Origin of the sequence: Thioclava sp. 'Guangxiensis', from assembly GCF_045348365.1 — a bacterium.
Classification (GTDB): domain Bacteria; phylum Pseudomonadota; class Alphaproteobacteria; order Rhodobacterales; family Rhodobacteraceae; genus Thioclava; species Thioclava kandeliae.
On sequence record NZ_CP155823.1, the window covers coordinates 486,222 to 512,673 of the forward strand.

Here is a 26,452-nt window from a genome sequence, read left to right on the forward strand (position 1 = left end):
GATGCAACCGCCGCGTTGCAGCATCACGTAAAAGGGAGCAAGCGAACAAAAATGTGAGGGAACGCAAGGACTTGACCTTAAAGCTATGTGATATCTACATTTTATTTAGTAATTACCACGCAACATAGGGGCAAAGAGCGATGCAAAACGCATCAATGCTGCAGGGCAGCCATGCGCTCAGGGGGTAGCTCTCAACCCAAACTGGCACTGCGGCAGGGTGTCGCACTCGCGGATGTGACCGCTAACGCGAGGCCGATTATTAAACTGGTCTGAAAAACTAACCAGCAAAGATGGTTCATGGACGAATCAAACCGGAGAGGCAGAGATGCAGCCAGCGCGCGGGGCATTCAATGGAACAGATTGTCGCATGCAATTGCATACCGAAACTCCGGGTGCAGGCCGGCGATTGGCAATGCGCACCGCTGCCCCGACAGACCTCCCGACCCACCCGATGGTCGGGATTCCGGACCGGCATCCCACGGCGCACGGGCGCGCCCTGTTGCCCGCCGGTGCCGCGCGCATGCCAAAAGCCCTAACCTGCCCGCAACCTGTCGACGAGAAAGTCCACAAAGACCCGCACCCGCGCAGGTAGTGTCGGACCCCCCAGAAACAGCGCGTGCACGTGATGGGTTTCGGGCACCGGATAGTCCTGCAGGATTTCGCATAACCGCCCCTCGGCCAGATCTTCCTCGACCGCAAAGCGCGCCACCCGCGCCACACCCAGGCCCGAGACCGCCAGCATCCCCAGAGCCTCGCCGCTATTGGCGCGGAACTTGCCGCCGACCTGTATGATCCGAGGCCCTTCGGGTGTATCGAAAGCCCACCGCGCACGCCCCGGATCGAAGCTGAACAGAAGACAGTCATGCTGGCGCAGGTCATCCGGATGGCGCGGAGTGCCACGCGTCGCGATATAAGCGGGGGCCGCGACGGTGATCATCGGCTCGTCCGCCAGCTTGCGCGCGATCAGCGAACTGTCGGACAGCTTCCCAAAGCGGATCGCCACATCTGTCCGTCCCGTCGCAGGGTCCTCGAGCAGATCGGTCAGCGTCATATCGAGCCGGATCGCAGGATAGATCCGCGAGAATTCGCCAAGGAGCGGGACGATCTTGAGACGCCCGTGCGAGACCGCCGCCGAGACGCGTAACAGCCCCGAGGGGCACTGCCCCGCGCCCAGTTGCTCTTCGGCCTGATCCACCGCGCTCAGGATGCGCCGCGCCGAATATGCGAAAGCCTCGCCCTCGGATGTCAGCCGGAGGGCGCGGGTCGAGCGGATGAGCAATCTCACCGCCAGCCGCGCCTCGAGCCGGTCGATCGTGCGGGACACGCCCGAAGCCGTCAGCGCGAGCACCTGCGCCGCGGCGGAGAAGCTGCCTTCATCAAGCACCGTGATGAAAACCTCCATCTCGCGAAGGCGGTCCGGTAAAGGTGCCATCTTTGCCTCCCGGGCAAAAAAGAGTTGCGATCAGGCAACCTACCCCCCGTCTCCGTTCCCGTCCAGTCTGCGGGCTATTCTTTCCAAAACCAGGAGACGGGCCATGCGGTTCAATCCGGCGCTCGCAGCGCTAACTCTCGGGTCTTTTGCCATCGGGCTGACCGAATTCTCGCCGATGGGGCTCCTCCCCACCATCGCCAATGACCTGAATGTCGACATTCCCTCCGCCGGCCTCATTGTGACAGCCTATGCGTTCGGCGTTATGGTCTTTGCCCCCGCAGTCACATTGGCGGCGGCGGGCATGGCGCGGAACCGGCTGCTGATCCTGCTGGCGCTAGTGTTGGCGGTCGGAAACCTTCTGGCCGCCGCAGCCCCGGATTACGGCATCATTCTCGGCGCGAGGGTGATCACCGCCCTATGTCAGGGCACGTTCTTCGGCGTCGGTTCGCTGGTTGCGGCAAGCCTCGTGGCTCCCGACCGTCAGGCGGGTGCGGTCGCGGCGGTCTTTATGGGGCTGACAGTCGCCAATGTGGCAGGTGTGCCCGCGATGACGTGGCTGGGCGAGGCTACCAGCTGGCGCCTGCCGTTCGTGTTGATTTCCGGCCTTGGCGTGCTGACAGCGTTGGCGCTCCTGAAGGCGCTCCCGCATCTGCCCGCTCCGAGAGGCGGTAGCCCCAAAGCGGAGCTGGCCGTCATGATGCGCCGCCCCGTTCTGGCCGCCCTCGGGCTTACGGTGCTGACCTCCACCGGACAGTTCACTGTCTTCACCTATGTCGCCCCCATGCTGCGGAATACGCTGGGAGCGTCGGCAGGCCTGATCACGCTGGCCCTTGTCATCGTGGGGCTCGGCATGACGGTCGGCAACCATCTTGGCGGTATCGCGGCCGATCGCTCGCTCAGGGTCACGCTGATCTCGGTACTGGTCGCCCTGATCGTCCTTCTGGCAGCGCTGAGCCTGCTGAGCCAACATCTGATTACCGTGCTTGTCCTTCTCTTCATCTGGGGCGGCCTGTGTTTCGCGCTGGTGCCCACAATGCAGATGCGCCCGCCGCGGATGCTCCCAGCCTTGCCTCATCGGTTAATATCGGCGCGTTCAACCTCGGCAACGGGCTTGGTGCTCTGGTAGGGGCGGCTGTGCTGCGGATGGGCTTCGACTATCCGGTCATTCCGGTGGCAAGCGCCATCGTCTTTGCCCTTCCCCTCGTGCTTGTCCTGACAAAACGCCAACCGAGCGGTGCGCCCGCCTCCGCCTGAACAGAGCCATCCCTCCCAGAGGGGCGGTCATACATGCGGGACCATCAGCCTTGCGGGCCGCCCCTCAGCCGCGCGCATCGGAGGGTTTTTCAGCGCCCGACGCCCGCGCGAACGCGACCTTAGCAACGGGTGAGCAACTGGCTGGGCGTAATATTGAATTCCTTCTTGAAGGCGCGCGCGAAATGCGAACTGTCCTTGAAGCCGAAGCGGAAGGCCGCTTCGGTGACCTGCCGGACCGACCCGTCCGACATCGCACGGTAGCTCGCCGCAAGGCGCTGCGACCAGACCCAGCGCATGACCGTTGTGCCCTCGGATGCAAAAAGCCGGTTCAGAGTGCGCGGCGAGATGCCATTGGCCATGGCAATACCGACAACCGATAGATCGCTGTCGTCCAGCTGGCCCATCAGCTCGCGCTTGATCCGGCTCAGCATCGCGGCCTGCCCCGCAGTCGGGCGGCTCTGGTCCTCGTGCAGATCCCTCACCGCAAGCGAGAGAATATCCAGGATCGGCCCCTCCGCCTCGCGGCATTTCTGTGCATCCGGTAGATCCGTCAGGTCGTTGACATTCAGCATCAGCCCCGCCGCCAGCCGCGCAAGGGGGTTCTGCCCGTCCAGATGGATGGCGAATTGCCGGTCCGCATCCTTGATCCTGCTGGTCATCAGCGGGCGCGGAATGCGCAAGGTGATCGTCCGCGCATCTTTCGGAAAGCGGATCGAATAGATCTGGTCGGTGTCATAGACCACGATATCGTTGGCCTTGAATTCGAAAGCGCTGGTGTTGTTGACAAAAGATCCACCGCTATCCAGAGCCAGCACGCAGAAGAAATCATCATGTGCGGAATGGCGCATCTCGTTGACGCCGTGGCTATAGGCGATCGGCGAGAATTTCGTATCCGAGAATTGCAGCCCGCCCCAATCGTTGATCTTCATCCAGCCACGGAACCCATCCGCGCCCTCGAAAGGTGAAACGACCGCCACATGATGCTGGCTGATCATGTTCTGCCAGTAGTCGAACTTGTCGCCGGTCAAGCAATCATCGGTCTGGAAAATAAAGCTCATATCCACCTTTCCTGTGAAGCGCGGCCCGCGGTCGGAAAACCGCTCGAAGAGCCTCGAACATGCGGCCTTCCCATCCGCATCGTGCCAAAGAAACGGGCGCTTGAGAGGATGTCTTTATGTAAATCCGGCCCTCCAAGGGGCCGGAAACAGAGCGAGCGCCGAAGAAATAGCAGTTACTGGGATTATGCCCGAAAATAAGGCACCCTTTGAACAATCAGCGGCACCGCAATGGCCACGGATTCGCGAAACAGACCCTAGACAGGGCAAGTCTCGCGCAACCAAAGTTCAATCTTTTGAACCATCTGGCCGTAGAATAGCCGGTAGGTATCTTCGGTCACAAAACCGATATGCGGAGTGGCAACCACATTCGGCAGGGTCCGGAACGGATGATCGATCGCAAGCGGCTCATGATCGAACGTATCGAGCCCCGCCCCACCGATCCGCTCCGCCTTCAAGGCCGCGATCAGGGCTGCCTCATCCACCAGAGGACCGCGCGAGGCGTTGATCAGCCATGCCGTCTCCTTCATCAGCGCAAGCTCGCCCGCCCCGATCATGTGATGGCTCCGCGCGCTAAGCTTCATATGGACGGAGATGATATCCGACGTGGCAAAAAGGGTTTCCTTGTCAACGGCCTGAACCCCGAATTCCGCAGCATGGGCCGGATCGAGGTTCTGGCTCCACGCGATGACCTCCATCCCGAAGGCCTGCCCGACCTTGGCCACCGCCTTGCCGAAATTCCCCAGACCCACGATGCCCAACCGGCGGCCATGGATATCCTGCCCGATATGTTCCTGCCAGCGGCCTGCACGCAGGTTGTTGATTTCCTGCGGCAGACGACGTGTGGCGGCAAGGATCAGGCCCCAGGTCAGCTCGGTCGTGCCATATAGCAGATAGTCGGTATGGGTCAGGGTAATGCCGCGCGCTGCAGCCGCCTCCGCATCGATGGCGGCATTGGCCGCCGAATTCGACGCGATGAACCGCAGCTTCGGTAGTGCTGCCAGAAGTTCCGCATCAAACATCGTGCGCTCGCGCATCACACAGATGATATCGAAGGGCCGGAGCCGTTCGATGAGGGCCGCGCGATCCTCCAGATGATCGGTGAATACAGTGATTTCGGCCTGGGCGCGGATGGTGGACCAATCGGCCATCGTCAAAGCAACCGACTGGTAATCATCAAGAATGGCCAGCTTCATCATTTGTCCTTCCATAAAGAAGGGGCGGCCTGCGCCGCCCCTGTTGGGTCAGGCCGCGCGCAGCTTTGCGGTGGCCTCGGTGTCGATCCCCGTGGCGAAGCCCTCGGCATCCACCAGCACGGCCACACGGTACACATCACGCGCACGCTCTACCGTCTCGTAGCCCTCGGCCACATCGGCCAGCACAAGCGCGGGGTCGCGGGTTTCAGGCGCACCGTAACCGCCGCCGCCGCTATCGAGACCGACGATCGTCTCGCCCGGTTTCAGCACGGTATGCAGATAGCCCGGAAGGACTTCCTCGCGCCCGTCGGCATGGATCTTGATATTGGCACCCGGATAGGCGTCATGCCCACCCTGCACTCCGCGCGGGCCGGTGGCCACACCATTGGTCACCTGCATCACGACCATCTCGTTGCCGCGCGGACCGAACTCGGTGCGTGTGGCAACGCCCCCGCGCTGGCGCCCTGCCCCTGCCGTGCCCGGCAAGAGCTTCATCGACTTCACGATCAATGGCAGGCGCTGTTCCGAAATCTCGATACTGTCGCGATAGCACAGGCCCGCGCCCGCGATCACCGTGAAGGTGTCGAGCCCGTCGGCCGAGCTGGAGGCCGGACCACCGCCGCCCATCAGGAACAGCTGGTTGACGTAATCGGCATTGCCGTCGCGCTCGTCCTTGCCCGAGATTACCCCCGTCGAGACGCCGAGGAACATATTGCTCTCCGACAGGCCGAACCCGTCGCCCAGCTCGGCAATCGAGCTTTGCGCCGTGTTACAGATCACGTCGGCAAGAAGCGTTGTGGCCGTCGAGGCCGAATGCGGGAATTTCGGGATGCCCACCACGCAATTCTCACGCAACAGAACCTCGATCCGGCGGAACGTGCCGGAATTGAGCGGCAGGTCATGCTCGAGACAATTGACGATGCCCGTGATCGCCATACCCGTGGCGGTCGCCTGACACAGGTTCACCCCCGCATCGACGCAATCGATATTGTCGCGCAGATCGACAATGGCCTTCTGCGCCTCGGGGTCGATAGTGATCTTAACGAATACCTCCACCCCATCGGGCAGGAAGCCCCCCAGCGCATCCAGCCGCCCGCGCCGCTCCAGCGTCGCTTTCGGCAGGTTGGCAATTGCCGCAGCCGCCCGACGCTCGGAATAGTCGAGCCATGCCTTCACGAAGGCCTTCACGCGGTCCTTACCGAATTTCTCGGCGAATTTATGCAGCGATTTCTCACCGGTGCGGGCGGCCGCAATGGCGGATTTCAGATCGCCATACCATTGGTCCGGCACGCGGATCCGCGCTTTGCACATGCGCACAATATCGGCATTATCCTCGTAATCGCGCTGCAGCTGCACCATCGGGAAGACCAGCGCGCCCTCGTTATAGACATCGGTCGCCGCTGCGAAATAGGTGGTGGGCACCGAGTTGCCGCAATCGGCCTGATGGCATTTCACCACCGTGGTGAAAAGATGCTCGCCCTCCCAGAAGACCGGCACGAGGATCGTGTGGTCGGCGGCATGAGTATTGCCGTTATAGGGGTCGTTATTGAGGAAGGCGTCGCCCTCCCTGAAGTCGGGATGGTAATCGGCCATCGCCTGACCCTGCAGGTTCGAGCCGAACGCATGGACCGGCAGCGCCTCGGCCACCCCGATGATGTCGTGATCCGCCGACAGGATAGAGCAGGAGAAATCCCGTGCCATCCCGATTACCGAGGAATTCGCGGTGAGGATCACCGTCGAGGTCATCTCCCGCACGATCGCATCAAGGCGGTTGCCCATGATCGCCAGATCTACCGGATCGAAATCCTGTTCGACAAAGTCCTTAGCCATGGGAACCTCCGAATTCGAATACATAATTGCCTTGGGCCGAAAGGTGACCGGTCATGCCCGGCTCGACCACGATGGTGGTAGTGGGCTCTTCGATGATCATCGGACCCGCGATCTTGTAGCCCAGCGGGATGGTCGTGCCATTGATCACCGGTGTTTTGGTATGGCCGCCCTCGCGGAAGAAGGCCTCGTTCTCGCGGCTGTCCAGAACCTGCCCTTCGGGGGCGGGCCATGTGACCTGCGGCGAGGGCAGAACAGCCGCCACACGCAAACGCCAGTTGATGGCCTCCATCACGGTGCCCTTGCGGTTCACATGGTAAAGGCGTTCGTATTGCTCGGCGAATTTGGTCTCGAGCAGATCGATATCGTCACAGCCCTGCGCCCAATCCACAGGCAGCTCCACCTCCAGCTCCCATTGCTGGCGGGCATAGCGCGCCTCGACAAACAGCTGGTGACGGAAGGTGTCCACCCCCTTGGCCCGTAGCGCGGTCTCGAATTCGCTGCTTTTAGCCAGCAGATCGTTCAGCGCCTCCTTGACGCCTGCACTATCGAACGCGTTCGAGGCGGCATAGCAGGAGGTCGAGAAATCGGTCGCGATATCCGAGAATTGCCCGCCTGCCGCCGAGATGGCGCCTGCGGTTTTCGGGATGATGACGTTTTTCACCTTCATCGAACGCGCGATAGACAGAAGGTTCAGCCCCGCCGCGCCGCCACCGGCCACGATCGTGCTGTCACCGGGATTCACGCCATCATTGGTGGTGATATCCTCGATAGCCTTGATCATGATCTCCGACGAGATCTGTAAAATGGCCGCAGCCGTATCCCAGATCGACTTGCCAAGCTGGGTTGCGACCTTCTGCATCGCGGCCTCGGCGGCAGGTTTGTCGAGCTTCATGCGCCCGCCAAGGAAGCGGTCGGGGTCGATATAGCCGAGCACAACGGCCGCATCGGTCACGGTAGGCAATGTGCCGCCCTTGCCATAGCAGGCAGGCCCCGGAACCGAGCCCGCCGATTGCGGACCTACCCGCAGCATGCCGCCCGCATCGACCCAGGCGATCGAGCCGCCGCCCGCACCGACCGAGCGGATATCCACGGTCGCCATCCCGAGCATGGTCGAGGCCATCGGCGTGCCGAGCCACGTCTCGCGCGAGTATTTGATCGCGCCGTCGCGGATCAGCGACACATCGAAAGTGGTGCCGCCGGTATCGACGATGATCACATCATCATCCATCGCCTCGGATTTGGTATAGGCAATGCCCGCCAGCGGCGCCATCGCGGGGCCGGATTTGGCCATATAGATCGGTTTCTGCACCACATCATCGATATGTAGCACGCCGCCGGAGGAGGCCGAGATCAGCAGCTCGCCGCCAAAGCCCGCCTCGGCCAGATCGGCCTTGAGGTCACGCAGGTGGCGCTGCATCAGCGGTTTGAGCGAGGCATCAATCGCCGTGGCCGAGCTGCGCGGATACTCGCGGATCGTCGGGTTCAGCGCGGAAGACAGGGTATAGGGCACACCGGGCAGGATCTCTTCGATCAGCTCGCCCAGACGCTGCTCATGCGCGGGGTTCGAGATCGACCACAGGAAGGCCACGGCCACCGCCTCGATCCCGATCCGGCCCAGTTTCTCCAGCGTGGCGCGGGCCGCAGCCTCGTCGAGCGCCGTCTCGACACCGCCTTCGGCATTCATCCGCTCGGGGATCTCGAAGGTCAGCGCGCGCGGGATATAGGGCGGCTCGACCTTGGCATTGATCTCGAGCGCATTCAGCTTGCCGCCCTTGCGGAAGACCAGCACATCGGGGAAGCCTTCGGTGACCAGAAGGGCGGTCTTAGCGGTCTTACGCTCGACAATCGCATTGGTGGCGCGGGTGGTCCCGTAGACCAGCACTCGGGTCTGGGCCAAGAGATCGCTCAGCGTAATGCCCAGTTGATCGGCGGCGTTAGTGATCGAGTTAGACAGGCCAGTGAAGCTTCGCTCGGGGGTCGTCAGCGATTTGCCGACCGTCAGGCGGCCCTGCTCGTCGGTAACCACGACATCGGTAAACGTGCCTCCGGTGTCGACTGAAATTCTATACATAGTGCCTCCAGGTCATGGCCATCGCGCTTGGGCGCGGGCCCCGTAAGTGGTTGGTATAAGATGATCCTAAGGACCGCCGAGGCCCTGCGCGCGACTGGGCGCGACAGAGAAACCGACTGCGACGGTCAGGCGGACGGACGGGCCAGATCGGCCATCATGGTAATATTGATCCGGCGCCCCTCATGGGTATCGGCAAAGCGGGCCGCATTGGTCTGATGGAGATATTTCGACGGGAAAAGCACCGCGCGATTTCCGCGATAGGGCACGGGATGGGCTTGCGCGCCCGCCTGCGCGATGCGCTGGCGGTTCAGCTCGGGACGGGCGTTATACTCGGCAAAGGGAATATCGGCCCCGATCTTGAGATCATAAAGCGTCATCCCGCCCGCCCCCTCCTCGGCCTGCAAATGGGCATGGTCCACCGGCCAGATATTGAGGTTCCAATCCCCCTGATCGGCATGGATATCAATTCCTTGCGACTCGCGCAGATAGCGGAAGGCCCAAAGCTGCGCGACATCCACAGGGGCCGCCAGTCGCGTAATGGTCGCCTGCATCTCGCGCGCCAGACGCAGCACCAGCGCATTGGCAAATCCGTCATGCAGATGCGCGCCCAGATAGCCACGGCTTTCGCGGGCATCGAACCAGATAGTGGCCTGCAGCAAATATTCCAGCACGGCCTGACGCCCCGCATCCGAGAGCACATCATCAAGGATATAGAAGCAATCGCCCGCCCCGCCGGAAAGGGCGACCCGCCGGATCCGGGGCGCGGGGTTCAACACCTCTTCCGGCAAGGTCACGGGCGGCAGATAGCTTGCCCGAGCCATCAGTTTCGCGGTCTGGGCTGTCAGACGACAACCGCGCAGGTCCTCAGCAATTCCGGAGGTAAACCAGTCAATCCGGCCAAGGTCCGAGAGGTATTCAAGCTGCCCGGCCAGCGCCGCACCGGCAACGGGGCCGAAGCCCTCTTGTGTCATCGGGGCGGCTTCGGGGACGCCACCCGCCCAGAGATCGGGGCGACGACGGATGCGGAACCCGCGGTCGAAATGCTGGAAGGCCAGATCCAGATCGCCCATCCGCTTGAGACATTGCGCGGCATTCACATGGATCGGATAGGATTCGAACCCCAGCCCGAAAACCTGCCGGTAAAGGCCAAGCGCCTGCGCATAGGCCTGCCGCCCCAAAGCATCATCCGCCGCGGCCAGCAGGGTCTGCGCCTGACGCTGCCTGTCCGTTACATCCATCACCGACATCGCTCTGCCCTCCGTTTGGTTCCGGTCCAGACTAAGGGGCAGCGGTGGCACTGCCGCGACCGGTTGCGCCAGATCCACCGGCTGCATGCGCCACGCGCGCAGCATAAAGCCCCCGATACATCCGCATCGGGGGCTTTACGGTAAGTCACTGCCTCAGGACGGCTGTTCGGTCCGCTCGAGCGCGGCCGCGCCCGATTTGCGCGCCCGCCCCGGCCATTTCAGCTCGCGCCCGCCGGTCAGACCATCGGCACGGTTGATCAGCACGAAGATCATGAAGATCCCCAACACGATCTGCTGCATCCCGAGCGGCAGCGCGATCTGGTGACCGCCCAAGGCGACCCCCTCCTCGGCCATCCGCAGAACTTCGGAGACGCAGGAGACCAGAACCACCCCGACGACCACACCGGTCAGGCTGCCCGCGCCGCCGACCACCAGCATGACCAGCAGCAGGAAGGTCAGGCTCATATAGAATACATCTACCGTCAGGATGCCGAGGAAGAAGCTGTAGATCGCCCCGCCACACCCCATCACCGCACCCGAGATCGCGAAGGCGGTCAGACGCATACGGTAGACCGAGATGCCCGAGGCCAGCGCCGCCACCTCGTCATCGCGCGAGGCGCGCAGCATCAGCCCGATGCGCGAGTTCTGGAACACCCAAGCGATCAGCAGGGCCCCCGCCATGAAGAGGAAATTCATCCAGCTGCCGCCCAGTTGCGGAATATTGGTCAGCGGTGCCACGCCGCCCGTGACACTATCCCAGTTGGAAAAGATCCGGTTGACGACCAGCAGAAAGGCGAAGGTGGCGATAGACGCCGCGATATCCGACAGCCGCACGATCACCGCGCCGATGATGCCCGCGATCACTCCCGAGACCAAAAAGCCTGCCAGTGCCGCGATCCAGGGCATCAGCTGGGTGTTCTGGACCCAGACCGGCAGGCCTGACAGCATGATCTGCTTGAACATCATATCCATTGACAGCCACGCCGCCACATAGCCCCCGATACAGGCGAAGGCCGCATGGCCGAAGGCGAAGATGCCGGAATTGCCGATGAAGATATAGAACCCCGTGACAAGGATGATGCGGATCAGGATCTCGGTCCAGAAGGTCTGCACCGCCAGCCCCGCCACCAGCGAGACGATGGCTGTGACAATCGCCAGAGCACCGATCAACACGATGGGGGTCCACTGGCTGCGCAGGAAGGATTTCATATCGGTTTGCGCCATGGATCAGACCCTTTTATGCACGTTTTTATTGGGGAAGAGGCCGTTGGGCCGCACGACCAGCGTCAGGATAACAAAGCCGAAGGCGAAGGCGTCACGGAAGGGCTTGAGATCGGAGGGCAGGTAGACCTGCAACAACGTGGTGGCGATGCCCAGAAGGAAGCCGCCCACGACCGCGCCCACAAGCGAGCCCATGCCGCCCACGACCACCGCAACAAAGGCATAAAGTGCAAGAGGCGAGCCCCATGCGTAATTCACCGTGCCCGATTGCGGCAGATAGAGCAGCGCGACCGTGGCCGCCAGCATGCCGCTGATGGCGAAGGCCCCGCCGATGACGCGGTTGGCTTTGACACCCAGATATTGCGCCATGCGGAAATCCTCTGCCGCAGCGCGCACCTGAATACCGAAGCGCGAATATTTCAGGAAAAGGCTCAGCGAGATCATCAGGAAAGCCGTCACCCCGATGGTGATCAGCTGGATCACCGGCACCCGCAGCGCTCCCAGATAGATGGGCTGGGTCAGACCATACCACAGATCCACCCCTCGCGCCTGGCTTCCATAGGCCAGCATCATCGCATTCTGCAGCACATAGCTGACGGTGAAAGAGGCCATCATCAGAGTGGGCGCCGAGGCATTGCGCAGGGGGCGGAAGACGAACCGCTCGGTCACCAGTGCCACCAGCACCACAATCGCACCCACCGTCGGGATCACGAAAAACCACGGCCAGGCGCCGATGAACAACTGGGCCGAGGCCGCGACCGAGGTGAAGGGCACGATCAGCGAATAGGCCCCCAACGTGATGAAATCGCCATGCGCGATATTGGCCAGCCGCAGGATGCCGAATAACAGCCCGACCCCGAGCGCCGCCAGCGCGAAGATCGAGCCGAGGCTCAGCGCATCCAGCGCGGTTTGCAAGACCTGTACCATGTCAGACCCCTTCCCTGTCAAAGCCGAAATAGGCCTGTTTGATGGCAACGCCGTCCTGCAGATTGGCGGCATCATCACAAAGCTGCACCTGCCCGCCGCGCAGCACATAGATGCGGTCGGCATGTTTGAGCACGCGGGCCGAGCTCTGTTCGTTGATCAGAAGCGTCACGCCGCGCCGCGCCTTGATCTCGGCGAGGATCTCGTAGACCTGATCCACGATCTTGGGCGCAAGCCCCAGCGATGGCTCGTCGATCATGATGATCTCGGGATTGGTCATGATCGCGCGGGCAATGGCCAGCATCTGCTGCTCGCCGCCCGAAAGCCGCCCTGCCGGATAACTGGCACGCTCACGCAGGATCGGGAACAGATCCATCATCTCGCCCATCATCCAGCGCGCCTTGGAAGCATCGCCCTGCAGCATCCCGCCCAGCTTGAGGTTCTCTGCCACGGTCAGCGAGGAAAAGATCTGCCGCCCCTCGGGCACCAGCGACATCCCCCGCCCCGCGATCTCCTCGGGCTTATTGCCAAGGATCGGCTGGCCCGCCAGCGTCACGGCGCCGCGCGTGGCCTTCACGCCGCCCGCGATCGCCGCCATCAGGGTGGATTTTCCCGCGCCATTAGGGCCCACCACACAGACCGTCTCGCCGGTCATCACCTTCAAAGACACCCCGCGCAAAGCTGCGATCTGGCCGTAACTCACATGGAGGTCGCTGACCTCCAGAAACACCGTCCGCTCGATCATGCCGCGATCTCCTCGCCAAGATAGGCTTTCAGGAAGGCCTCATGGCGGCTGACCTCTTCGGGCAGGCCGGTGATGATCGTGCGCCCGCCATCAAGCACATGCAGCCGGTCGCTGAGCGACATCACCACATGCATGTTGTGTTCGATGAGCAGCACCCCGCAACCATAGCGTTCGGGCAGCGACCGGATGATGGCCATCAGATCCTCGCATTCGCTATCGGACATACCCGCCGCAGGTTCGTCGAGCAGCATGAATTTGGGCTGCGAGCACAGGGCGCGGGCGATATCGAGGCGGCGCTGGTCGGTATAGGGAAGACTTGCCGCCTGCTGGTCATGGGCCTGCGAGAGCCCGACCTCCTCGAGGATCGCTTCGGCACGCACACGCGCGGCGCGTTTGCCGAGGCCCGAGGCAATTGCCGAGACCTGCGCATTTTCCAGCACGCTCAGGTTCCCGAAAAGCCGCCCCGCCTGGAAGGTCCGCGCAACCCCTGCCCCGCGCACCTTCGCGGGCGACCAGCCAAGCGCGTCGCGGCCCTCGATATGCAGGCTGCCTTCGGTAGGTTTCTGGAAGCCCGTCAGCACGTTCACAAGCGTGGTCTTGCCCGCGCCATTGGGGCCGACCAGCCCCACGATCTCGCGCGGGGCAAGCGACAATGTGCAATCACTGATCGCAGCAAGCCCCTGAAAGCGCACAGTCACGGACGAGATCGACAGCGCATCGGCTGCGGGTGGATGGGGTGATGCGTTCAAGAGACCGCTCCTTGCAGAGTAACATTGGCACCGGCCCCAGACGGACCGATGCCGTGGCAGGGTGGATCAGCCACCGACGCGATAGAGTACCGAATTCGGGATCGCGTCCTCGATCTTCCATTCCTCGACGAATTTCTGACGCCCGTCGGTGAATTCGGTGATCTGCATCGGCTCGGAGGTCTGGATATGCAGTTGCGGCGTGAAGGTGCGCGGACCAAGCGCCGTCGGCTCGTCCTTGAAGCTGTTCATCACATCGACCACCTTCTGCGGATCAGTTGTGCCAGCGGTCTCTACGGCTTTCGCCCAAAGCTGTAGCCACGCATAGATCGGATAGGACCACATGGAGGCGGGCTTTTCGCCGTATTCAGCCACGAACGCATCCGTCATCGCCTGCGCCTCGGGGCGCGGATCGCCTTCGATAACCACCTGCGTCGGAATGAAGAAGTTCGTCAAACCGGGCACAGCGGATGTCCATGCGACACCGTCGAACAGTGCCGGCCCCAGAAGCGGAAGATCGATCCCTGCCGAGCGGATCTGGCGCACCGCGCCGCCTGCGCCCAGATGCGAGCAAAGCATCACCGTCTGTACCCCGTCGGAGGCGATCTTCTTGCTGATTTCCGAGACCTGCGCCGAAATCGAGGCATCGTCGAAGCGGAACTGCTCGGAGCCTACAATCTTGCCACCATCCTTCTCATACATCCATTTGAAGCCCGCGCAGGCAGACTTTTGTGCTTCGCCAGCCACGTCTTCCAGAACGAAGGCCGTTTTCAGCCCCTTTTCCTTGATCGCCCAATCCGCAATCACCGCGCCTCCCAGCTGGGCCGCCGTGCCGCCGGTGAAGGACAAGGGCCCGACCCCCAGCACGCCCGCCTTGGGATCTGCCGCGCACATGAAGGCCGAGATCTTGCCTGCCTTCTGCACCTGGACCGCCGAGGGCGCGCCGAAATCGTAATCACAGCTGACCAGCACAAGATCCGGGTCGGAGGCCAGAACCTTCTGGCCCGCCTTCACGGCCTCGCCCAGATCGGTCTTGTTGTCAGCAGTCTCGTAAACAATCTGGCGGCCCAGAAGCCCGCCCTTCTCGTTTTGCTGTTTGATCCACATCTGCGCAAAGCGATAGGCATCGGCATCGGTCACCGCCATCCGGCCCGATTGCGCGATGGCGAACCCGATATTGATCGGCGGCTCTTCGGCATGGGCGCTGCCAAACAGCCCTGCGCCAAGAAGGCCTGTCGTCAACAGACCCAACACGCGTTGTTTCATCATCACCATCTCCTGTCAGAAATATCTTATTTTTGTTTGGGCGGCAGGGAGCGGCGCATGGGAGAGCCGGTCTTGTCACCAAACCGCAGATCAAGCTTAGCCAGCGCCGCTCCGAGTGACCTGTCCGCAGGCGTCAATTCGTATGACCCAGAAAGACAGCCCTGCCTCCTGGCGCTTAGGCGTGGGCGGGGTTTCCATGTTTAACAAATGCACAAGAACCTGCCCCCTGCAGGCAAAGCTGCCCCAAATGCAGGCATCTTTGGTGTTTTGCCCTCTGCCAACCACGCAAACAGGTGCTGTTTTGGACGAATCCGGTCAGTTTCGCCCAGATTAAAGGCAAAGGGGAAAGCCATGTTGTCTGTCGCGTCTGAACGGAAGGGGATCTCTCGCATCGATACAGAGGGGCTACCGCCAAAGGACAGGCTGCCATTCTGGCGCGATGTCGTGTGCCAGCACTTCTCCCCCGCTGCGACCGATCTTCCCGACTGGTTCAATGCCAGCAGTTTTCATGCGCGGATGACACGGCGCGATCTGGGTTCGGTCGGACTGAGCCATGTAGAGGCCTCGCCGCAAAACTCGTTGCGTGATCGCGCCTCGCTGCGGCGCGATCCGTCGGACTGTTTCTTCCTCTCCTATGTGACCGTCGGCAAGAGCGTGCTCAAACAGGGGGGGCGCGAGGCGGTGCAGGGTCCGGGAGAATTTCTCCTCTATGATTCCGCCCAACCTTTCACCTATGCTTGGAACGGCGATTATGCCGGGTACTGGCTGCGCCTGCCGCGCCATCTGCTGACCAACCGGCTTGCATCGGCCGAAGTGCTGACCGCACGCACCATCTCCGCCTCGGCCCCGATCGGGCGGCTGGTCGGTCAGATGATCGAGGAATCTTTCGGGCTTGATCTATGTGGCGAGACGCCGGCTGCACGGCGCGTTGCAACATCGCTCGTGGATCTGGTCACTGCGGCCTTCGAGACACAGACAGGGTTGGGGGCCGATTATTCCGCCCGTCATCAGGGACTCCTCGACCGGGCCAAATCCCATATTCTCGTCAATCTGGAAAATAACGACCTGAATATAGATGCGATGGTAAAGGACCTCGGTGTCTCGCGCCGGACCCTGGCGCGTCTTTTTGCCCATGAAGATACCACGCCCACCCGCTGGCTCTGGTCGCAACGTCTCGAACGCGCCCGCATGATGATCTGCGAGGCCGATGGCGCACGGATTACAGAGATCGCTCTGGCGTGCGGATTCAGCGATATCTCGCATTTCTCGCGTGCCTTCAAAGCCGAGTTCGGCATCACGGCCAAGGCAATGATGGCTGCGCGTGCGAGCTAAGCTGCAGGCGGCGCAAAATTCCAACTGGCCGGACCGGCAAAATAGATTGGCCCGCAAAACAAAGATAGGGGCGCAACATCCCATTACAGCTAGAGGGGAGAGAACCAGAACAGGGATTTGACCCATGGCTGTGCATACGCCGACAAAAGACGAACTCAAACAGACGGCGGCTGCGCTTGGCCTGTCCTTCTCGGAAAGCGAACTGACCGAGTATCACGAGCAGATCACCCAGCGCCTTCAGGCCTATACCGATATCGCGCAGATGCCCGACGAGATCCCCGAGGTGACTTATGCCCGCACCATGGGCCACCGTCCGACCGGCGAGGAAAACCCCCATAACGCCTGGTATTGGAAAACCGCCATCAAGGGCGCGGCCAATGGCAAGCTGAAAGGCAAGAAGATCTCGCTCAAGGATAACATCATGCTGGCCGGTGTGCCGATGATGAACGGCACGCCGCATCTGGAAGGCTATATCCCCGAATTCGACGCGCCCATCGTGACGCGGATGCTCGATGCGGGCGGCGAGATCGCGGGCAAGGCGCATTGCGAGTTGCTGTGCATGACGGGCAGCTCCTTCACGAATGCCACGGGCCATGTCCATAACCCCTATAAACATGGCTATTCGGCGGGCGGTTCGTCCTCTGGCTCTGCCGTGACCGTTGCCACCGGCGAGGTCGACATGTCGATCGGTTGCGATCAGGGCGGCTCGATCCGTATGCCCTCGTCCTTCTGCGGCATCTACGGCATGAAACCCACCCACGGTCTGGTGCCCTATACCGGTATCATGCCGATCGAGATCGAGATCGACCATGCAGGCCCGATGACCCGCACTGTCGAGGATAACGCGCTCCTTCTGGAAGTGATCGCGGGCGATGACGGCTATGATCCGCGCATCAAAGCGCCCGAGGTGAAGGAATACACCAAGGCACTGACGGGAAATATCCGCGGCCTGAAGATCGGCATCATGACCGAAGGCTTCCAGAGCATCTATGCCGATGAGACTGTGAACGCCAAGGTCCGCGAGGCGGCCAAGCGCTTCGAGGCACTGGGAGCCGAGGTTGTCGAGGTGTCGGTGCCGATGCATATGCAGGCCCCCTCGATCTTCGAACCGATCGTGACCCAAGGCGCCTATGCCACCATGTTCGAGGGAGACGGCTACGGAGCCTCGCGCCGCGATCTCTATGCGGTCTCCATGATGGACCATTACCGTGGCTGGCGCCGCACCGCCGATGACCTCTCGCCCACCGCAAAGATCGCGCTGATGGCAGGCCATTATATGACGCACCGCTATGGCACCCGCTTCTATGGCAAGGCGCGCAATATCACCCGCCGTCTGCGCGCGGCCTATGACGCGCAGCTGGCGCAGGTCGATCTGCTGCTAATGCCCACCACCGCGACCACCGCGCAAAAACTGCCCGGACCGGATGCGAGCCTCGCCGAGATCGTGCGCCATGCCGCCGAGCCGGTGGCGATCACCCATCCCTTCGACATCACCCACCATCCGGCAATGTCTGTGCCCTGCGGCATGATCGATGGTCTGCCGGTGGGCATGATGCTGGTGGGCAAGCATTTCGACGAGGAAACCATCTACCGCGCTGCCCATGCGTTCGAGCAGTCGGGCGACTGGAAGACCTTCTGAACCAAGGAAACGGCCCATCGGATCAACTCGATTGACCCGATGGGCAAAGCAGGCCCGTCGGAAGCATTCTAGCCTTGGATATATGGACGCCCGCCCCGCGCGGGCCTGCCCTCCCAATTGCAGGAAGTTTTTATGTCCGACCACACTCACGGAACAATGCCCCCCGATGCGCTTGCCCTGCGCGCCCGCGCCGTCGAACAGCTAATGATCGAAAAAGGTCTGCTACGCGAAGGCGCGGTCGATGCTCTTGTCGAGATTTTCGAGCATGAGCTGGGTCCGAGGAACGGCGCCAAGATCGTGGCGCGCGCATGGACCGACCCCGACTATCTGGCGCGGTTGCGAACCGACACGAACAACGCGCTTCAGGAATACGGTTTTTCGGGGATGGAGGGATCACATATCGTGCTGTGCGAGAACACGCCCGAGATCCATAACGTTATCGTCTGCACCCTCTGTTCATGCTACCCGTGGCCGCTCTTGGGCCTGCCGCCCATGTGGTATAAGACCGCGGCCTACCGCTCGCGGATCGTGATCGAACCGCGCGCCGTCCTGGCCGAATTCAAGACCGACATCCCCAAAGATGTCGAGCTGCGCGTCTGGGACAGCAATGCCGAGCTGCGCTATTTCGTGCTGCCCATGCGCCCCGCAGGCACCGAAGGCTGGAGCGCCGAACAGCTCGAGAAGTTGGTCACCCGCAATTCCATGATCGGCACCGGTCTTCCGCTGGCTCCGCAGGATCTGGACGGAGAAGCCTCATGAACAGCGTCCATGATTTCGGCGGCATGCAGGGCTACGGGCCCGTTATCCCTGACGATGGCAACGAACCGAAATTCGTCCACGATTGGGAACGCGGAGCCTTCGGCCTCAATCTGATGTTGCAGGTGGCGGGGTTGTTCAATGCCGATACCTCGCGCCATGCGATGGAAAAAATCGAACCCATCCACTATCTGACCTCGCCCTATTACCTGCACTGGATGGAAAGCTACGAGGATATTCTTGTGGCCAAGGGCATCGCCACCCGCGAGGAGCTGCGCACCGGTAAGGCGACCGAGCCGCTGCCCGAATGGGCGCGAAACAAAGAGCTGCCGCCCAACGAGGATTTAGGCAAGATCGTGCGGGGCTATATCGACACCACCGGCGAAGCCCGCGCGCCTCGCAAATTCGGGATCGGCGAGAAGATCCGCTCGGTCAACAACCACCCTAAGGGCCATACCCGCCTGCCCGCCTATGCGCGCGGCCGGATCGGCACCATCACCGCCACCCGCGAGGCCTTTGTCTATGCCGACCAGCGCGCCCATAGCGCAGGCGAGGACCCGCAATGGATCTACTCGGTGCGCTTTGACGCCGAGGAGCTGTGGGGAGCCGATGCCGACGGGCGTGGCGCCGTCTATCTGGACCTCTACGAACCCTACATGCAGGCGCTCTGAGCCCCTGCCTGAAATCCCGCGCAAAGCGCGGGCCAAACCTGCCCGCAAGGCAGGCAACTAAAAGCAAAAGACGATCCAACACGGAGAGCATCCCCGATGACCATTTCCACCCTCAGAACGACCGCCAGCTGGCTTGCCGCCTGCACGATCGCCGCCACTCTGGCCACGGCCGCCCATGCCGAGGAACCCACGCAGATGGGCAAGGGCGCCGATATCACCAGCATGTGCGGCACCAAACCCGCCCGCGTGGCCCTGATCGACGGCATCGGCGGCGACACATGGCGTCGCACGACCGAAGAAGAACTGCGTGACGAAGCCTCGAAATGTTCCAATATCACCGAGGTCGCCTATGCGGATGCAGGCGGAGATTCGCAGAAATTCAATAGCGACATCAACAGCTTTGTCGCCCAGGGCTATGACATTATCATTCCCTTCGCAGACTTTGGCGACGCCTCCATGCCCGCCTTCCGCGCCGCCACCCGTGCAGGCGTGACCATGGTGCCCTATTTCTCCAAACTCTCCGGCACGCAAGGGCGCGACTACACCGCCAATGTCTATCAGGACCAAACCGTGGCGGGCAGCCTCTGGGCGGAATGGATTGGCCAGAATCTCGGCGATGCGAATATCGTCATGCTGGGTGGCTCGCCCGGTGCCGCCTCCTCGACCAATTTCTTCAACGGGCTGAAGGAAGGCATCAAAAAATATCCGGGCGTCAAACTGCTGCAGGACAGCTATGTCACCACCAACTGGAACATGGCCGATGCCCAACGGGCGACGGCAGGACTGATCGCCACCTACCCCAAGATCGATGCCATCGTGACCGACCATGGTCCGGCGGCGCTGGCGGTGGTCAATGCCTACCAACAGGCGGGAGAGAAGGTTCCTGCGATCCTGACCATCGCCTCGGGCAACGAGCTGAACTGCAAGTTCGAGGATGATAAGGCCGCAGGCAAAGGCTGGGATTTCTACGCGCTTGATGGCACCACCACCATCATCCGCTTCGCCTTCCGTCGCGCGCTGGCGGAATTCGAAGGGACCGAGGATCCCGAAGGCACTGTGCTGGTGCCCTATGTCTCCAATGACAGCTTCAAGAATGTCTCGCTTGGCTGCAACAAGGAGCTGCCGCCGGATGCCGATCTCAGCTCGCTTCTATCGGAAGACCAGCTGAAAAAAGTCTTCGGATACGAGTAAGCCATGACCGTGTCTTCTTCTGGAACCGATGCCCTCCGACTGGAGGGCATCACCAAGCGTTTCGGTCCTGTCACCGCGCTTGACGATGTGTCTCTTTCCGTCCGTCCGGGCGAGATCCACGCCCTTGTGGGCGAGAACGGGGCCGGCAAATCCACGCTGATGGCGGTGGCGTCGGGCGCGCTTGAGCCGGAAGAGGGCACGGTGCGCTTCTTTGGCGAGGCGCTGAGTGCCGATCCGGGCGAGACCCGCGAGAGAGGTCTGGCGATCGTGCGTCAGGAACCCTCGCTGATGCCCGATCTGACGGTGGCCGAGAATATCCATATCGGTCTGCCCAAACATCTGCGCCCCTCGGTGGGTGCGCTGCGCGAGTTCGTGCGCAGCAAGCTGGCCAGCTGGCATGACGATACCGGCATCGACCCCGATGCGCGGATCGAGAGCCTGCTGCCGGAAAAACGCTTTATCGTCGAGATCGTGAAGGCGATTGCCTCGCAGCCACGCCTACTGGTGCTGGACGAGCCGACCGAACACCTGACAGGCCGCGATGTCGTGCGTCTGTTCGAGGTGGTGCGGGAACTGGCGGCCTCGGGCTGTGCGGTGGTCTATATCTCGCACCGTATCCGCGAGGTGCGCCAGATCGCAGAGCGGATCTCGGTTCTGCGCAACGGACGTGCGGTCGGCACGCGGGATGCGACCAATCTCTCGGAAGACGAGATCATCACCATGATCGTCGGCCGCCGCGTCGAGCGTCCCTTCCCGCCCAAACGGGCGAAGGACGTCCATTCGGAGCGGATCTTCGAGCTGCATGGCGTCTCCGGGCCGGGTTTCCGTAATGTCGTCATGCGCGTTGATCGCGGCGAGATCGTGGGACTTGCGGGCATTGACGGCCATGGCCAACGCGAGCTGATGCGCGCGCTGGCGGGCCAGAAACCCATCGAAGGCCGCGTGAATGTGGCCGAGCGCTTCGTTTCGATCAGATCGCCGCGTGACAGCCGCAAGGCAGGCATCCGTTTCGTGCCGGGCGACCGTCACCGCGAGGGTCTGCTGCCGGGCCTGTCGGTGCGCGAGAATTTCTCGCTGCGCTCCATCGAGAAAGACACCCGTGGCGGGCTGATCAGTGCCGGTGCCGAAAAGCGCCGCGCCCGCACCGAACTTGCCCGTCTCGAGGTGAAGATGGCAGGCATCGAGGCGCCGATCTCCTCGCTCTCGGGCGGGAACGCGCAGAAGGTCGTGCTCACCTCGGTGCTGGCGGGCGACCCCAAGGTGCTGCTCCTTGACGAGCCGACACAGGGTGTGGATGTGGGCGCACGCGCCGAGATCTATCAGGTCATGCGGGCCGCCGCCGACGAGGGCATGAGCCAGATCGTCTGCTCGTCGGACCGTGCCGAGCTGGTGGGGCTATGCGACCGGATCTATGTCTTCTCGCGTGGCGAGATCGTGGCCGAACTGACCGGCGACGAGGTCAATGACGAGGCCATCGCTCAGGCCATGATGACGGCCACCAATGCCCGCGCCCATACGGCAGCCCTCGGCGGCAAACTGGCCAAGCTGGGCAGTTCCGACTGGGCGCCCTTCTGGATGCTGGTGGCCGCAATGCTGATCTTGGGCTCCGTAGCGGGCTGGGTGAACCCGTTCTTCCTGTCGGAACGCTCGCTGGTGAACCTGATGGTGATGACCGCGACCCTGGCGATGGTGGCCTATGGTCAGCAGCTCCTGATGCTGACCGGCGGGATCGACCTCTCTGTGGGGCCGCTGATGGGGCTTTGTGCCGTGGTGGGCTCGTTCTTCCTGTCGGGGGATCCGTGGCTGATGCCATCGCTGGGCTATGCCGCAATCATCGCTGTCGCCGCGATGGTGGGGGCGGTAAATTTCCTGCTCGTCGGCCCGCTGAAGCTGCACCCAATGGTGGCGACACTGGCCACCTACATGGCGGTGCAGGCCGTTTCGCTTCTGCTGCGTCCGGTGCCTGCGGGCATGACCGATTTCGACGTGCTCGACACAATCGGCTATCGTATGGGTGCCATACCCGCGACCTTCATCATCGCCGTGATCGCCGCCATCGTGCTCGATATCTTCCTGCTGCGCAGCGGCAAGGGCATCCGCTGGCGCGCCTTCGGTTCCAATGCCGAGGCCGCCCGTGTCGCCGGTGTCACGCCGCTCGTGATGCAGTTTGCCGCTTATGTGGGCTGCTCGGTCCTCACCGCACTGGCCGCGATCATGATGATCGAACAGGTGGCCATCGGCGATCCGCGCGCGGGCCTCGGTTACACGCTGACCTCCATCGCAGCGGTCGTCATCGGCGGCACCAGCCTGATGGGCGGGCGCGGCTTGTTTCTCGGCGCCCTTCTCGGCGCGGGCTTCATCTCGCTGGTGAATTCGGCCGCAACCTTCCTGCAGCTTGATAGCGCATGGCAGAACTACCTGCTGGGCGGGCTGATCATCGCGGCTGTGGCCTTCTACTCCTATTCCAGATCCAAGGCGGTATCGGCATGAGCAATTCAGAGGTGATCGACACGAAAGGCGCGGGCGCAAAGCCCCGCCTGCATGTCTCGGAATTCGCATGGGTCTGGCTGCCCCTCGTGCTGGTCTTTGCGGCAAGTTTCGTCCTGGCGCCCGGCACGATGCGCTGGCCCGCGCTGATGGGGATGTTGCCCTTTGCCGCCATGCTGGCGGTGGTGGCGGCAGGCCAGACCATCATTATCCAGCAACGCGGTATGGATCTGTCCTCGGGCGCAATCATGACCGTGGGCGGGCTACTCGTGTCGCGGGTCTATCTGCAGACCGGCTCTTTGACATTGGCGGTTTTAGCCACCGTCGTGCTCTGTGCCCTCATGGGGCTGGTGAACGGGATCGCGGTCTCGGTCTTCCGGATTACGCCCATCGTGGCGACGCTGGCTACGGGCGCGATCTATGCAGGCGTCGCGCGTCATGTCTCGAACGGAAACTCGATCTCGGCCCCCGCACCGCTGGCAGGCTTCGTGCATATGAAACTGGCCGGTGTGCCGGTGATCCTGATCGTTGCACTGGTTGTGGTGGCGCTGATGGCCGCCGCGATCCGCTATCTGCCGATGGGCCGCCGCTTCACGGCGGTGGGCGCAAGCCCTGCGGCGGCGACGGCTGCGGGCTTCCCCGCGCGCCCCTATCTCATGGGCACCTATGTTGTGGGCGCCATCTTCTTCGGGCTGGGCGGCATGCTGTTCACCGGCTTCATCAACTCGGCCACGATCACGGCAGGCAACGATTATCTGCTCCCCTCGATCGCGGCGGTGGTGGTCGGCGGCACGCCCTTCACCGGCGGGAAAGGCAGCGTGGTCGCCAGTGCGATTGCCGCGGTCTTCATGACCCAGCTCGGCCAGATGGTGCTGGCCATGGGCGCAGGCACGCCCGCGCAATATCTGGTGCAGGCCACTGTGATCGTTCTGGCGCTTGCCGGTCCCCGCCTGCTGGCGAAACTGCGCAAATAAGGCATGGCGGCACAGGCCGCAGCCCTTAGGAACATCCCCTGACGGGCGGAGTGCACCCCATGCTGGCTCCGCCCGTTTTTTCATGCGCCCTCCCCCACCACAGGACAGACAAAAACGGCCCCGAGGGGCCGTTTGCATGGAATGTCCGTTGATAGACCGCCCTCTGGCGGAATTACGACAAAACCATATCGCTCCGGCGGCGCCGGCAGTATTGCAACATCCCCAGCGTCGCTGCCGCGACCGCAACCAGACAGACCGAGAAAAGAACGAAGGCTGTCGCAAGACCGAGCGTATCGCTCAGATAGCCCACCACCACCGTGGGGATGGCATTCGCGATATATCCCGCCACATAGAAGCGCGAGATATAGAGCCCGCGCAGCTCGGGCGGGGCCGAAAGATTGGCCATGCCGAGCGCCCCCACGAAGGCCGCCCCGTAGAAAAAGCCCGAGACCGGCATGAGTGCCAGCATCAGAAAGCCCGAGCCGGTGGGCTCTCCCATGAGCAGCGCGCCCTGCGCGAGGGCAATCCCCAGCATGCCGAACAGGATGGCTTTCTCGGACGAGACCCGACCCCAGACCGCCTGTCCGATACCGGCAAACAGCTGAAAGACCGCAGGGATCAGACCGGCAATCGCCGCCGAGGGCAGGATATAGACCGACTGCCCCAGATCCGCACCCAGAGCCATGAGCACCGAGCCGACCATCCATGCCGTCCCGACCCCCATACAGGCCAGCACGAAGAGCGGCCTGTTGACCTGACCTCGGGACGGCTGCGGCTTGGTGCCGGTTTTCTCGACAGGCGCCTTGAGGGGCCAATGGCACGCCATCAGCCCCGCCCCCGCCACCAGACAGAGTACGACGATCACCACGAAAGGGCTGATCGTCGGTGCCAGATCAATGGCGATGGCAGACGAGCTCAGCAGCGGGCCGACCGTCGCCCCGCCGGTAAAGGCCAACGTTGCCAGCACAGCCGCGGAGCCGCGCTTCTCAGCCGGGGTGAGGCTGAAGAGTGAGGCCGAGGCCATGCCGGTGATCATCCCCGTGCCGAACCCGTTCAGGAACCGGCCCGCAAGCAGCATCCCCAGCGAGTGGGCGCTGGCAAACATGACAGCCCCCAAAGCGGTGATCACCAGCCCGGGAAGGATCAGCCGCCGCAGGTCACGGGTCTTCTGCGCCAGTGATCCGCCCAGAAACAGCGCAGCCAGAGTGCCGCCTGCATAGATCGCAAAGATGGCTGTGCCCATCATTTTACCCAGTCCCAGCATTTCAAGATAATGCGGGTAAAGCGGGCTCGGGGCCGTGCTGCCCAGAAGGGCGGCAAAAATCGCGATGGCACAGGAGATCCGCGCCAGCAGGGTCGAGCGGGGTTGGTCTGTGACGGGGGAAGTCATGAAGATAGGCTTTCGCGCAAAAAGGGAGACTGGAGAAACGGGCCCAGATCGGGCCCGCTGGAGGATCAGTCGAAGGAGATGGCCAGCTTGCCGCGCAAGCCACCGGCTTTGAACCGTGTCTGTGCGGCTTCAAGCTCTGCCAGAGGATAGGTTTCGGAGATATGGACACGAAGCTGGCCTGCGCCGACAAGTTCGACGATCGGGGCAAGCTGCGCGCCACTGGCTTGCGCGATAAAGAACTGTGCATAGGCAAGCCCACGGGCCTTCGCGGCCACCTCATCGGGCGCGGCCACTGCCGATACCAGCCGACCGCCCTCACGCAGGGTCGCGAGGCTGCGGGCCAGCGTCGCGCCACCCGCGAGATCGAGAACCATATCGAAGGCCGGCAGACCCTCATCCCATTCCGGATCCTGATAGCTGAGCGCATGGTCGGCACCCATCTGGCTCAGCATCGCCTGATTGGCATCCGACGCCAGTGCCCAGACCTCGGCGCCCGCAGCCTTGGCGATCTGGATGGCAAGATGCCCCACGCCACCCGAACCGCCGGTGATCAGGACACGCTGGCCCTGCACGATGCGGCCGTGATCATGCAGCCCCTGCCAGGCGGTCAGTGCCACCAGCGGCAGCGCCCCCAGTCCGGCTGCGCCGACCTGCGTCAGAGCGGCATCGGGGACAACGCAGAGTTCGGAGGGGTTCATCACGATATAATCGGCAAAGCTGCCACGATCGATCTCGGGCAGCCCGATAACGAAGGCCCCCAGCAATGCAGGATCGGCCTCTGGGCCCAGAGCCTCGACCCGGCCCGCCACGTCACGCCCACCGCAATAAGGCAACGCATCGGCATCCAGCCGGGGGTAACCACCCGCGCGGATCATCAGGTCGATATAATTCAGGCTCGACCCCTCCTGCCGCACCAGAACCTGCGCGCCTACGGGAACGGGCGTCCCGATCTCGTCACAGAAGATTTTGGTATCAGGACCGAAACTGTGAAAACGCATGGCGTGCATGGAAGGCTCCTGTAGCTA

20 protein-coding genes and 2 pseudogenes are annotated in these 26,452 nt (G+C 62.6%); 9 read left to right on the forward strand and 13 right to left on the reverse strand.

Annotation, left to right across the window (positions count from 1 at the left end; translation table 11 throughout):
- Window positions 1–532: 532 nt before the first annotated feature.
- On the reverse strand, window positions 533–1,432 hold the full coding sequence (locus ABEB22_RS15715) for a LysR family transcriptional regulator (protein ID WP_349295357.1): 900 nt from the start codon (window positions 1,430–1,432) through the stop codon (window positions 533–535).
- 103 nt (window positions 1,433–1,535) lie between these two features.
- Here ABEB22_RS15715 and ABEB22_RS15720 point away from each other — a divergent pair.
- Window positions 1,536–2,686, forward strand: a pseudogene (locus ABEB22_RS15720) (MFS transporter).
- A gap of 119 nt (window positions 2,687–2,805) precedes the next feature.
- On the opposite strand, the gene ABEB22_RS15725 reads toward ABEB22_RS15720, so the two are convergent.
- The 10 genes from ABEB22_RS15725 to ABEB22_RS15770 all read right to left on the reverse strand — a co-directional run bounded on the left by ABEB22_RS15725 (window position 2,806) and on the right by ABEB22_RS15770 (window position 14,990).
- The gene (locus tag ABEB22_RS15725) at window positions 2,806–3,744 is read right to left on the reverse strand and encodes a helix-turn-helix domain-containing protein (protein WP_339114584.1); all 939 of its coding nucleotides are present in this window, start codon (window positions 3,742–3,744) and stop codon (window positions 2,806–2,808) included.
- 254 nt (window positions 3,745–3,998) lie between these two features.
- Window positions 3,999–4,940: a D-2-hydroxyacid dehydrogenase family protein gene (locus ABEB22_RS15730; RefSeq protein ID WP_349295358.1), complete on the reverse strand. Its 942-nt coding sequence runs from the start codon at window positions 4,938–4,940 to the stop codon at window positions 3,999–4,001.
- Between the two features lie 45 nt (window positions 4,941–4,985).
- Window positions 4,986–6,767: a hydantoinase B/oxoprolinase family protein gene (locus ABEB22_RS15735; protein ID WP_339114586.1), complete on the reverse strand. Its 1,782-nt coding sequence runs from the start codon at window positions 6,765–6,767 to the stop codon at window positions 4,986–4,988.
- Window positions 6,760–8,838, reverse strand: coding sequence for a hydantoinase/oxoprolinase family protein (locus ABEB22_RS15740; protein ID WP_349295359.1), 2,079 nt, complete (start codon window positions 8,836–8,838; stop codon window positions 6,760–6,762). Before ABEB22_RS15740 ends, ABEB22_RS15735 begins: the two co-directional genes overlap by 8 nt.
- Window positions 8,839–8,963: 125 nt before the next feature.
- Complete coding sequence (locus ABEB22_RS15745) at window positions 8,964–10,190, reverse strand: hypothetical protein (RefSeq protein ID WP_406871167.1); 1,227 nt, start codon at window positions 10,188–10,190, stop codon at window positions 8,964–8,966.
- A 48-nt stretch (window positions 10,191–10,238) separates the two neighbouring features.
- Entirely contained in the window at window positions 10,239–11,309 is a 1,071-nt protein-coding gene (locus tag ABEB22_RS15750) for a branched-chain amino acid ABC transporter permease (RefSeq protein ID WP_349295361.1), read from the reverse strand.
- Between the two features lie 3 nt (window positions 11,310–11,312).
- Window positions 11,313–12,233 (reverse strand): branched-chain amino acid ABC transporter permease, encoded by a 921-nt coding sequence (locus tag ABEB22_RS15755; protein WP_349295362.1) that lies wholly within the window; start codon window positions 12,231–12,233, stop codon window positions 11,313–11,315.
- Window position 12,234: 1 nt separating this feature from the next.
- Window positions 12,235–12,975, reverse strand: a complete 741-nt coding sequence (locus ABEB22_RS15760; protein ID WP_349295363.1) for an ABC transporter ATP-binding protein — start codon at window positions 12,973–12,975, stop codon at window positions 12,235–12,237.
- Complete coding sequence (locus ABEB22_RS15765; protein ID WP_339114592.1) at window positions 12,972–13,724, reverse strand: ABC transporter ATP-binding protein; 753 nt, start codon at window positions 13,722–13,724, stop codon at window positions 12,972–12,974. The genes ABEB22_RS15760 and ABEB22_RS15765 overlap by 4 nt, the downstream gene beginning before the upstream one ends.
- Window positions 13,725–13,790: 66 nt before the next feature.
- Window positions 13,791–14,990 carry an ABC transporter substrate-binding protein gene (locus ABEB22_RS15770; RefSeq protein ID WP_349295364.1) on the reverse strand — a complete coding sequence of 400 codons (1,200 nt, stop codon included), beginning with the start codon at window positions 14,988–14,990 and terminating at the stop codon, window positions 13,791–13,793.
- A gap of 348 nt (window positions 14,991–15,338) precedes the next feature.
- On the opposite strand from ABEB22_RS15770, the gene ABEB22_RS15775 reads away from it, so the two are divergent.
- From ABEB22_RS15775 to ABEB22_RS15810, 8 genes and pseudogenes are all read left to right on the forward strand, one after another.
- On the forward strand, window positions 15,339–16,319 hold the full coding sequence (locus ABEB22_RS15775) for a helix-turn-helix domain-containing protein (protein WP_339114594.1): 981 nt from the start codon (window positions 15,339–15,341) through the stop codon (window positions 16,317–16,319).
- A 124-nt stretch (window positions 16,320–16,443) separates the two neighbouring features.
- Complete coding sequence (locus ABEB22_RS15780; RefSeq protein WP_349295365.1) at window positions 16,444–17,958, forward strand: amidase; 1,515 nt, start codon at window positions 16,444–16,446, stop codon at window positions 17,956–17,958.
- Window positions 17,959–18,090: 132 nt separating this feature from the next.
- Window positions 18,091–18,717: a nitrile hydratase subunit alpha gene (gene nthA / locus ABEB22_RS15785; RefSeq protein WP_349295366.1), complete on the forward strand. Its 627-nt coding sequence runs from the start codon at window positions 18,091–18,093 to the stop codon at window positions 18,715–18,717.
- Complete coding sequence (nthB, locus tag ABEB22_RS15790; RefSeq protein WP_339114597.1) at window positions 18,714–19,385, forward strand: nitrile hydratase subunit beta; 672 nt, start codon at window positions 18,714–18,716, stop codon at window positions 19,383–19,385. Before nthA ends, nthB begins: the two co-directional genes overlap by 4 nt.
- Window positions 19,386–19,481: 96 nt before the next feature.
- Complete coding sequence (locus tag ABEB22_RS15795) at window positions 19,482–20,576, forward strand: substrate-binding domain-containing protein (protein ID WP_339114598.1); 1,095 nt, start codon at window positions 19,482–19,484, stop codon at window positions 20,574–20,576.
- A 90-nt stretch (window positions 20,577–20,666) separates the two neighbouring features.
- Window positions 20,667–21,038, forward strand: a pseudogene (locus ABEB22_RS15800) (ATP-binding cassette domain-containing protein); the annotation flags it as partial.
- Between the two features lie 375 nt (window positions 21,039–21,413).
- The gene (locus ABEB22_RS15805) at window positions 21,414–23,066 is read left to right on the forward strand and encodes an ABC transporter permease subunit (RefSeq protein ID WP_406871193.1); all 1,653 of its coding nucleotides are present in this window, start codon (window positions 21,414–21,416) and stop codon (window positions 23,064–23,066) included.
- Window positions 23,063–24,037, forward strand: a complete 975-nt coding sequence (locus ABEB22_RS15810) for an ABC transporter permease (RefSeq protein ID WP_339114600.1) — start codon at window positions 23,063–23,065, stop codon at window positions 24,035–24,037. The genes ABEB22_RS15805 and ABEB22_RS15810 overlap by 4 nt, the downstream gene beginning before the upstream one ends.
- A gap of 172 nt (window positions 24,038–24,209) precedes the next feature.
- Here the strand turns inward: ABEB22_RS15810 and ABEB22_RS15815 are convergent, their stop codons facing one another.
- Both ABEB22_RS15815 and ABEB22_RS15820 read right to left on the reverse strand, forming a co-directional pair.
- Window positions 24,210–25,427, reverse strand: coding sequence for an MFS transporter (locus ABEB22_RS15815; RefSeq protein ID WP_349295368.1), 1,218 nt, complete (start codon window positions 25,425–25,427; stop codon window positions 24,210–24,212).
- 65 nt (window positions 25,428–25,492) lie between these two features.
- Window positions 25,493–26,434 carry an NADP-dependent oxidoreductase gene (locus ABEB22_RS15820; protein WP_406871168.1) on the reverse strand — a complete coding sequence of 314 codons (942 nt, stop codon included), beginning with the start codon at window positions 26,432–26,434 and terminating at the stop codon, window positions 25,493–25,495.
- Window positions 26,435–26,452: the final 18 nt, after the last annotated feature.

Excerpts from the sequence above, each read along its gene's own strand:
- ABEB22_RS15755 (WP_349295362.1), bottom strand. The coding sequence starts at position 12,233 with ATGGTACAGGTCTTGCAAACCGCGCTGGATGCGCTGAGCCTCGGCTCG.
- ABEB22_RS15715 (WP_349295357.1), bottom strand. The coding sequence starts at position 1,432 with ATGGCACCTTTACCGGACCGCCTTCGCGAGATGGAGGTTTTCATCACG.
- ABEB22_RS15745 (WP_406871167.1), bottom strand. The coding sequence starts at position 10,190 with ATGCTGCGCGCGTGGCGCATGCAGCCGGTGGATCTGGCGCAACCGGTC.
- ABEB22_RS15820 (WP_406871168.1), bottom strand. The coding sequence starts at position 26,434 with ATGCACGCCATGCGTTTTCACAGTTTCGGTCCTGATACCAAAATCTTC.
- ABEB22_RS15795 (WP_339114598.1), top strand. The coding sequence starts at position 19,482 with ATGACCATTTCCACCCTCAGAACGACCGCCAGCTGGCTTGCCGCCTGC.
- ABEB22_RS15750 (WP_349295361.1), bottom strand. The coding sequence starts at position 11,309 with ATGGCGCAAACCGATATGAAATCCTTCCTGCGCAGCCAGTGGACCCCC.
- ABEB22_RS15740 (WP_349295359.1), bottom strand. The coding sequence starts at position 8,838 with ATGTATAGAATTTCAGTCGACACCGGAGGCACGTTTACCGATGTCGTG.
- nthB (WP_339114597.1), top strand. The coding sequence starts at position 18,714 with ATGAACAGCGTCCATGATTTCGGCGGCATGCAGGGCTACGGGCCCGTT.
- ABEB22_RS15760 (WP_349295363.1), bottom strand. The coding sequence starts at position 12,975 with ATGATCGAGCGGACGGTGTTTCTGGAGGTCAGCGACCTCCATGTGAGT.
- ABEB22_RS15775 (WP_339114594.1), top strand. The coding sequence starts at position 15,339 with ATGTTGTCTGTCGCGTCTGAACGGAAGGGGATCTCTCGCATCGATACA.
- ABEB22_RS15815 (WP_349295368.1), bottom strand. The coding sequence starts at position 25,427 with ATGACTTCCCCCGTCACAGACCAACCCCGCTCGACCCTGCTGGCGCGG.
- ABEB22_RS15780 (WP_349295365.1), top strand. The coding sequence starts at position 16,444 with ATGGCTGTGCATACGCCGACAAAAGACGAACTCAAACAGACGGCGGCT.
- ABEB22_RS15810 (WP_339114600.1), top strand. The coding sequence starts at position 23,063 with ATGAGCAATTCAGAGGTGATCGACACGAAAGGCGCGGGCGCAAAGCCC.
- ABEB22_RS15770 (WP_349295364.1), bottom strand. The coding sequence starts at position 14,990 with ATGATGAAACAACGCGTGTTGGGTCTGTTGACGACAGGCCTTCTTGGC.
- ABEB22_RS15725 (WP_339114584.1), bottom strand. The coding sequence starts at position 3,744 with ATGAGCTTTATTTTCCAGACCGATGATTGCTTGACCGGCGACAAGTTC.
- ABEB22_RS15730 (WP_349295358.1), bottom strand. The coding sequence starts at position 4,940 with ATGATGAAGCTGGCCATTCTTGATGATTACCAGTCGGTTGCTTTGACG.
- nthA (WP_349295366.1), top strand. The coding sequence starts at position 18,091 with ATGTCCGACCACACTCACGGAACAATGCCCCCCGATGCGCTTGCCCTG.
- ABEB22_RS15805 (WP_406871193.1), top strand. The coding sequence starts at position 21,414 with ATGCGCGTTGATCGCGGCGAGATCGTGGGACTTGCGGGCATTGACGGC.
- ABEB22_RS15735 (WP_339114586.1), bottom strand. The coding sequence starts at position 6,767 with ATGGCTAAGGACTTTGTCGAACAGGATTTCGATCCGGTAGATCTGGCG.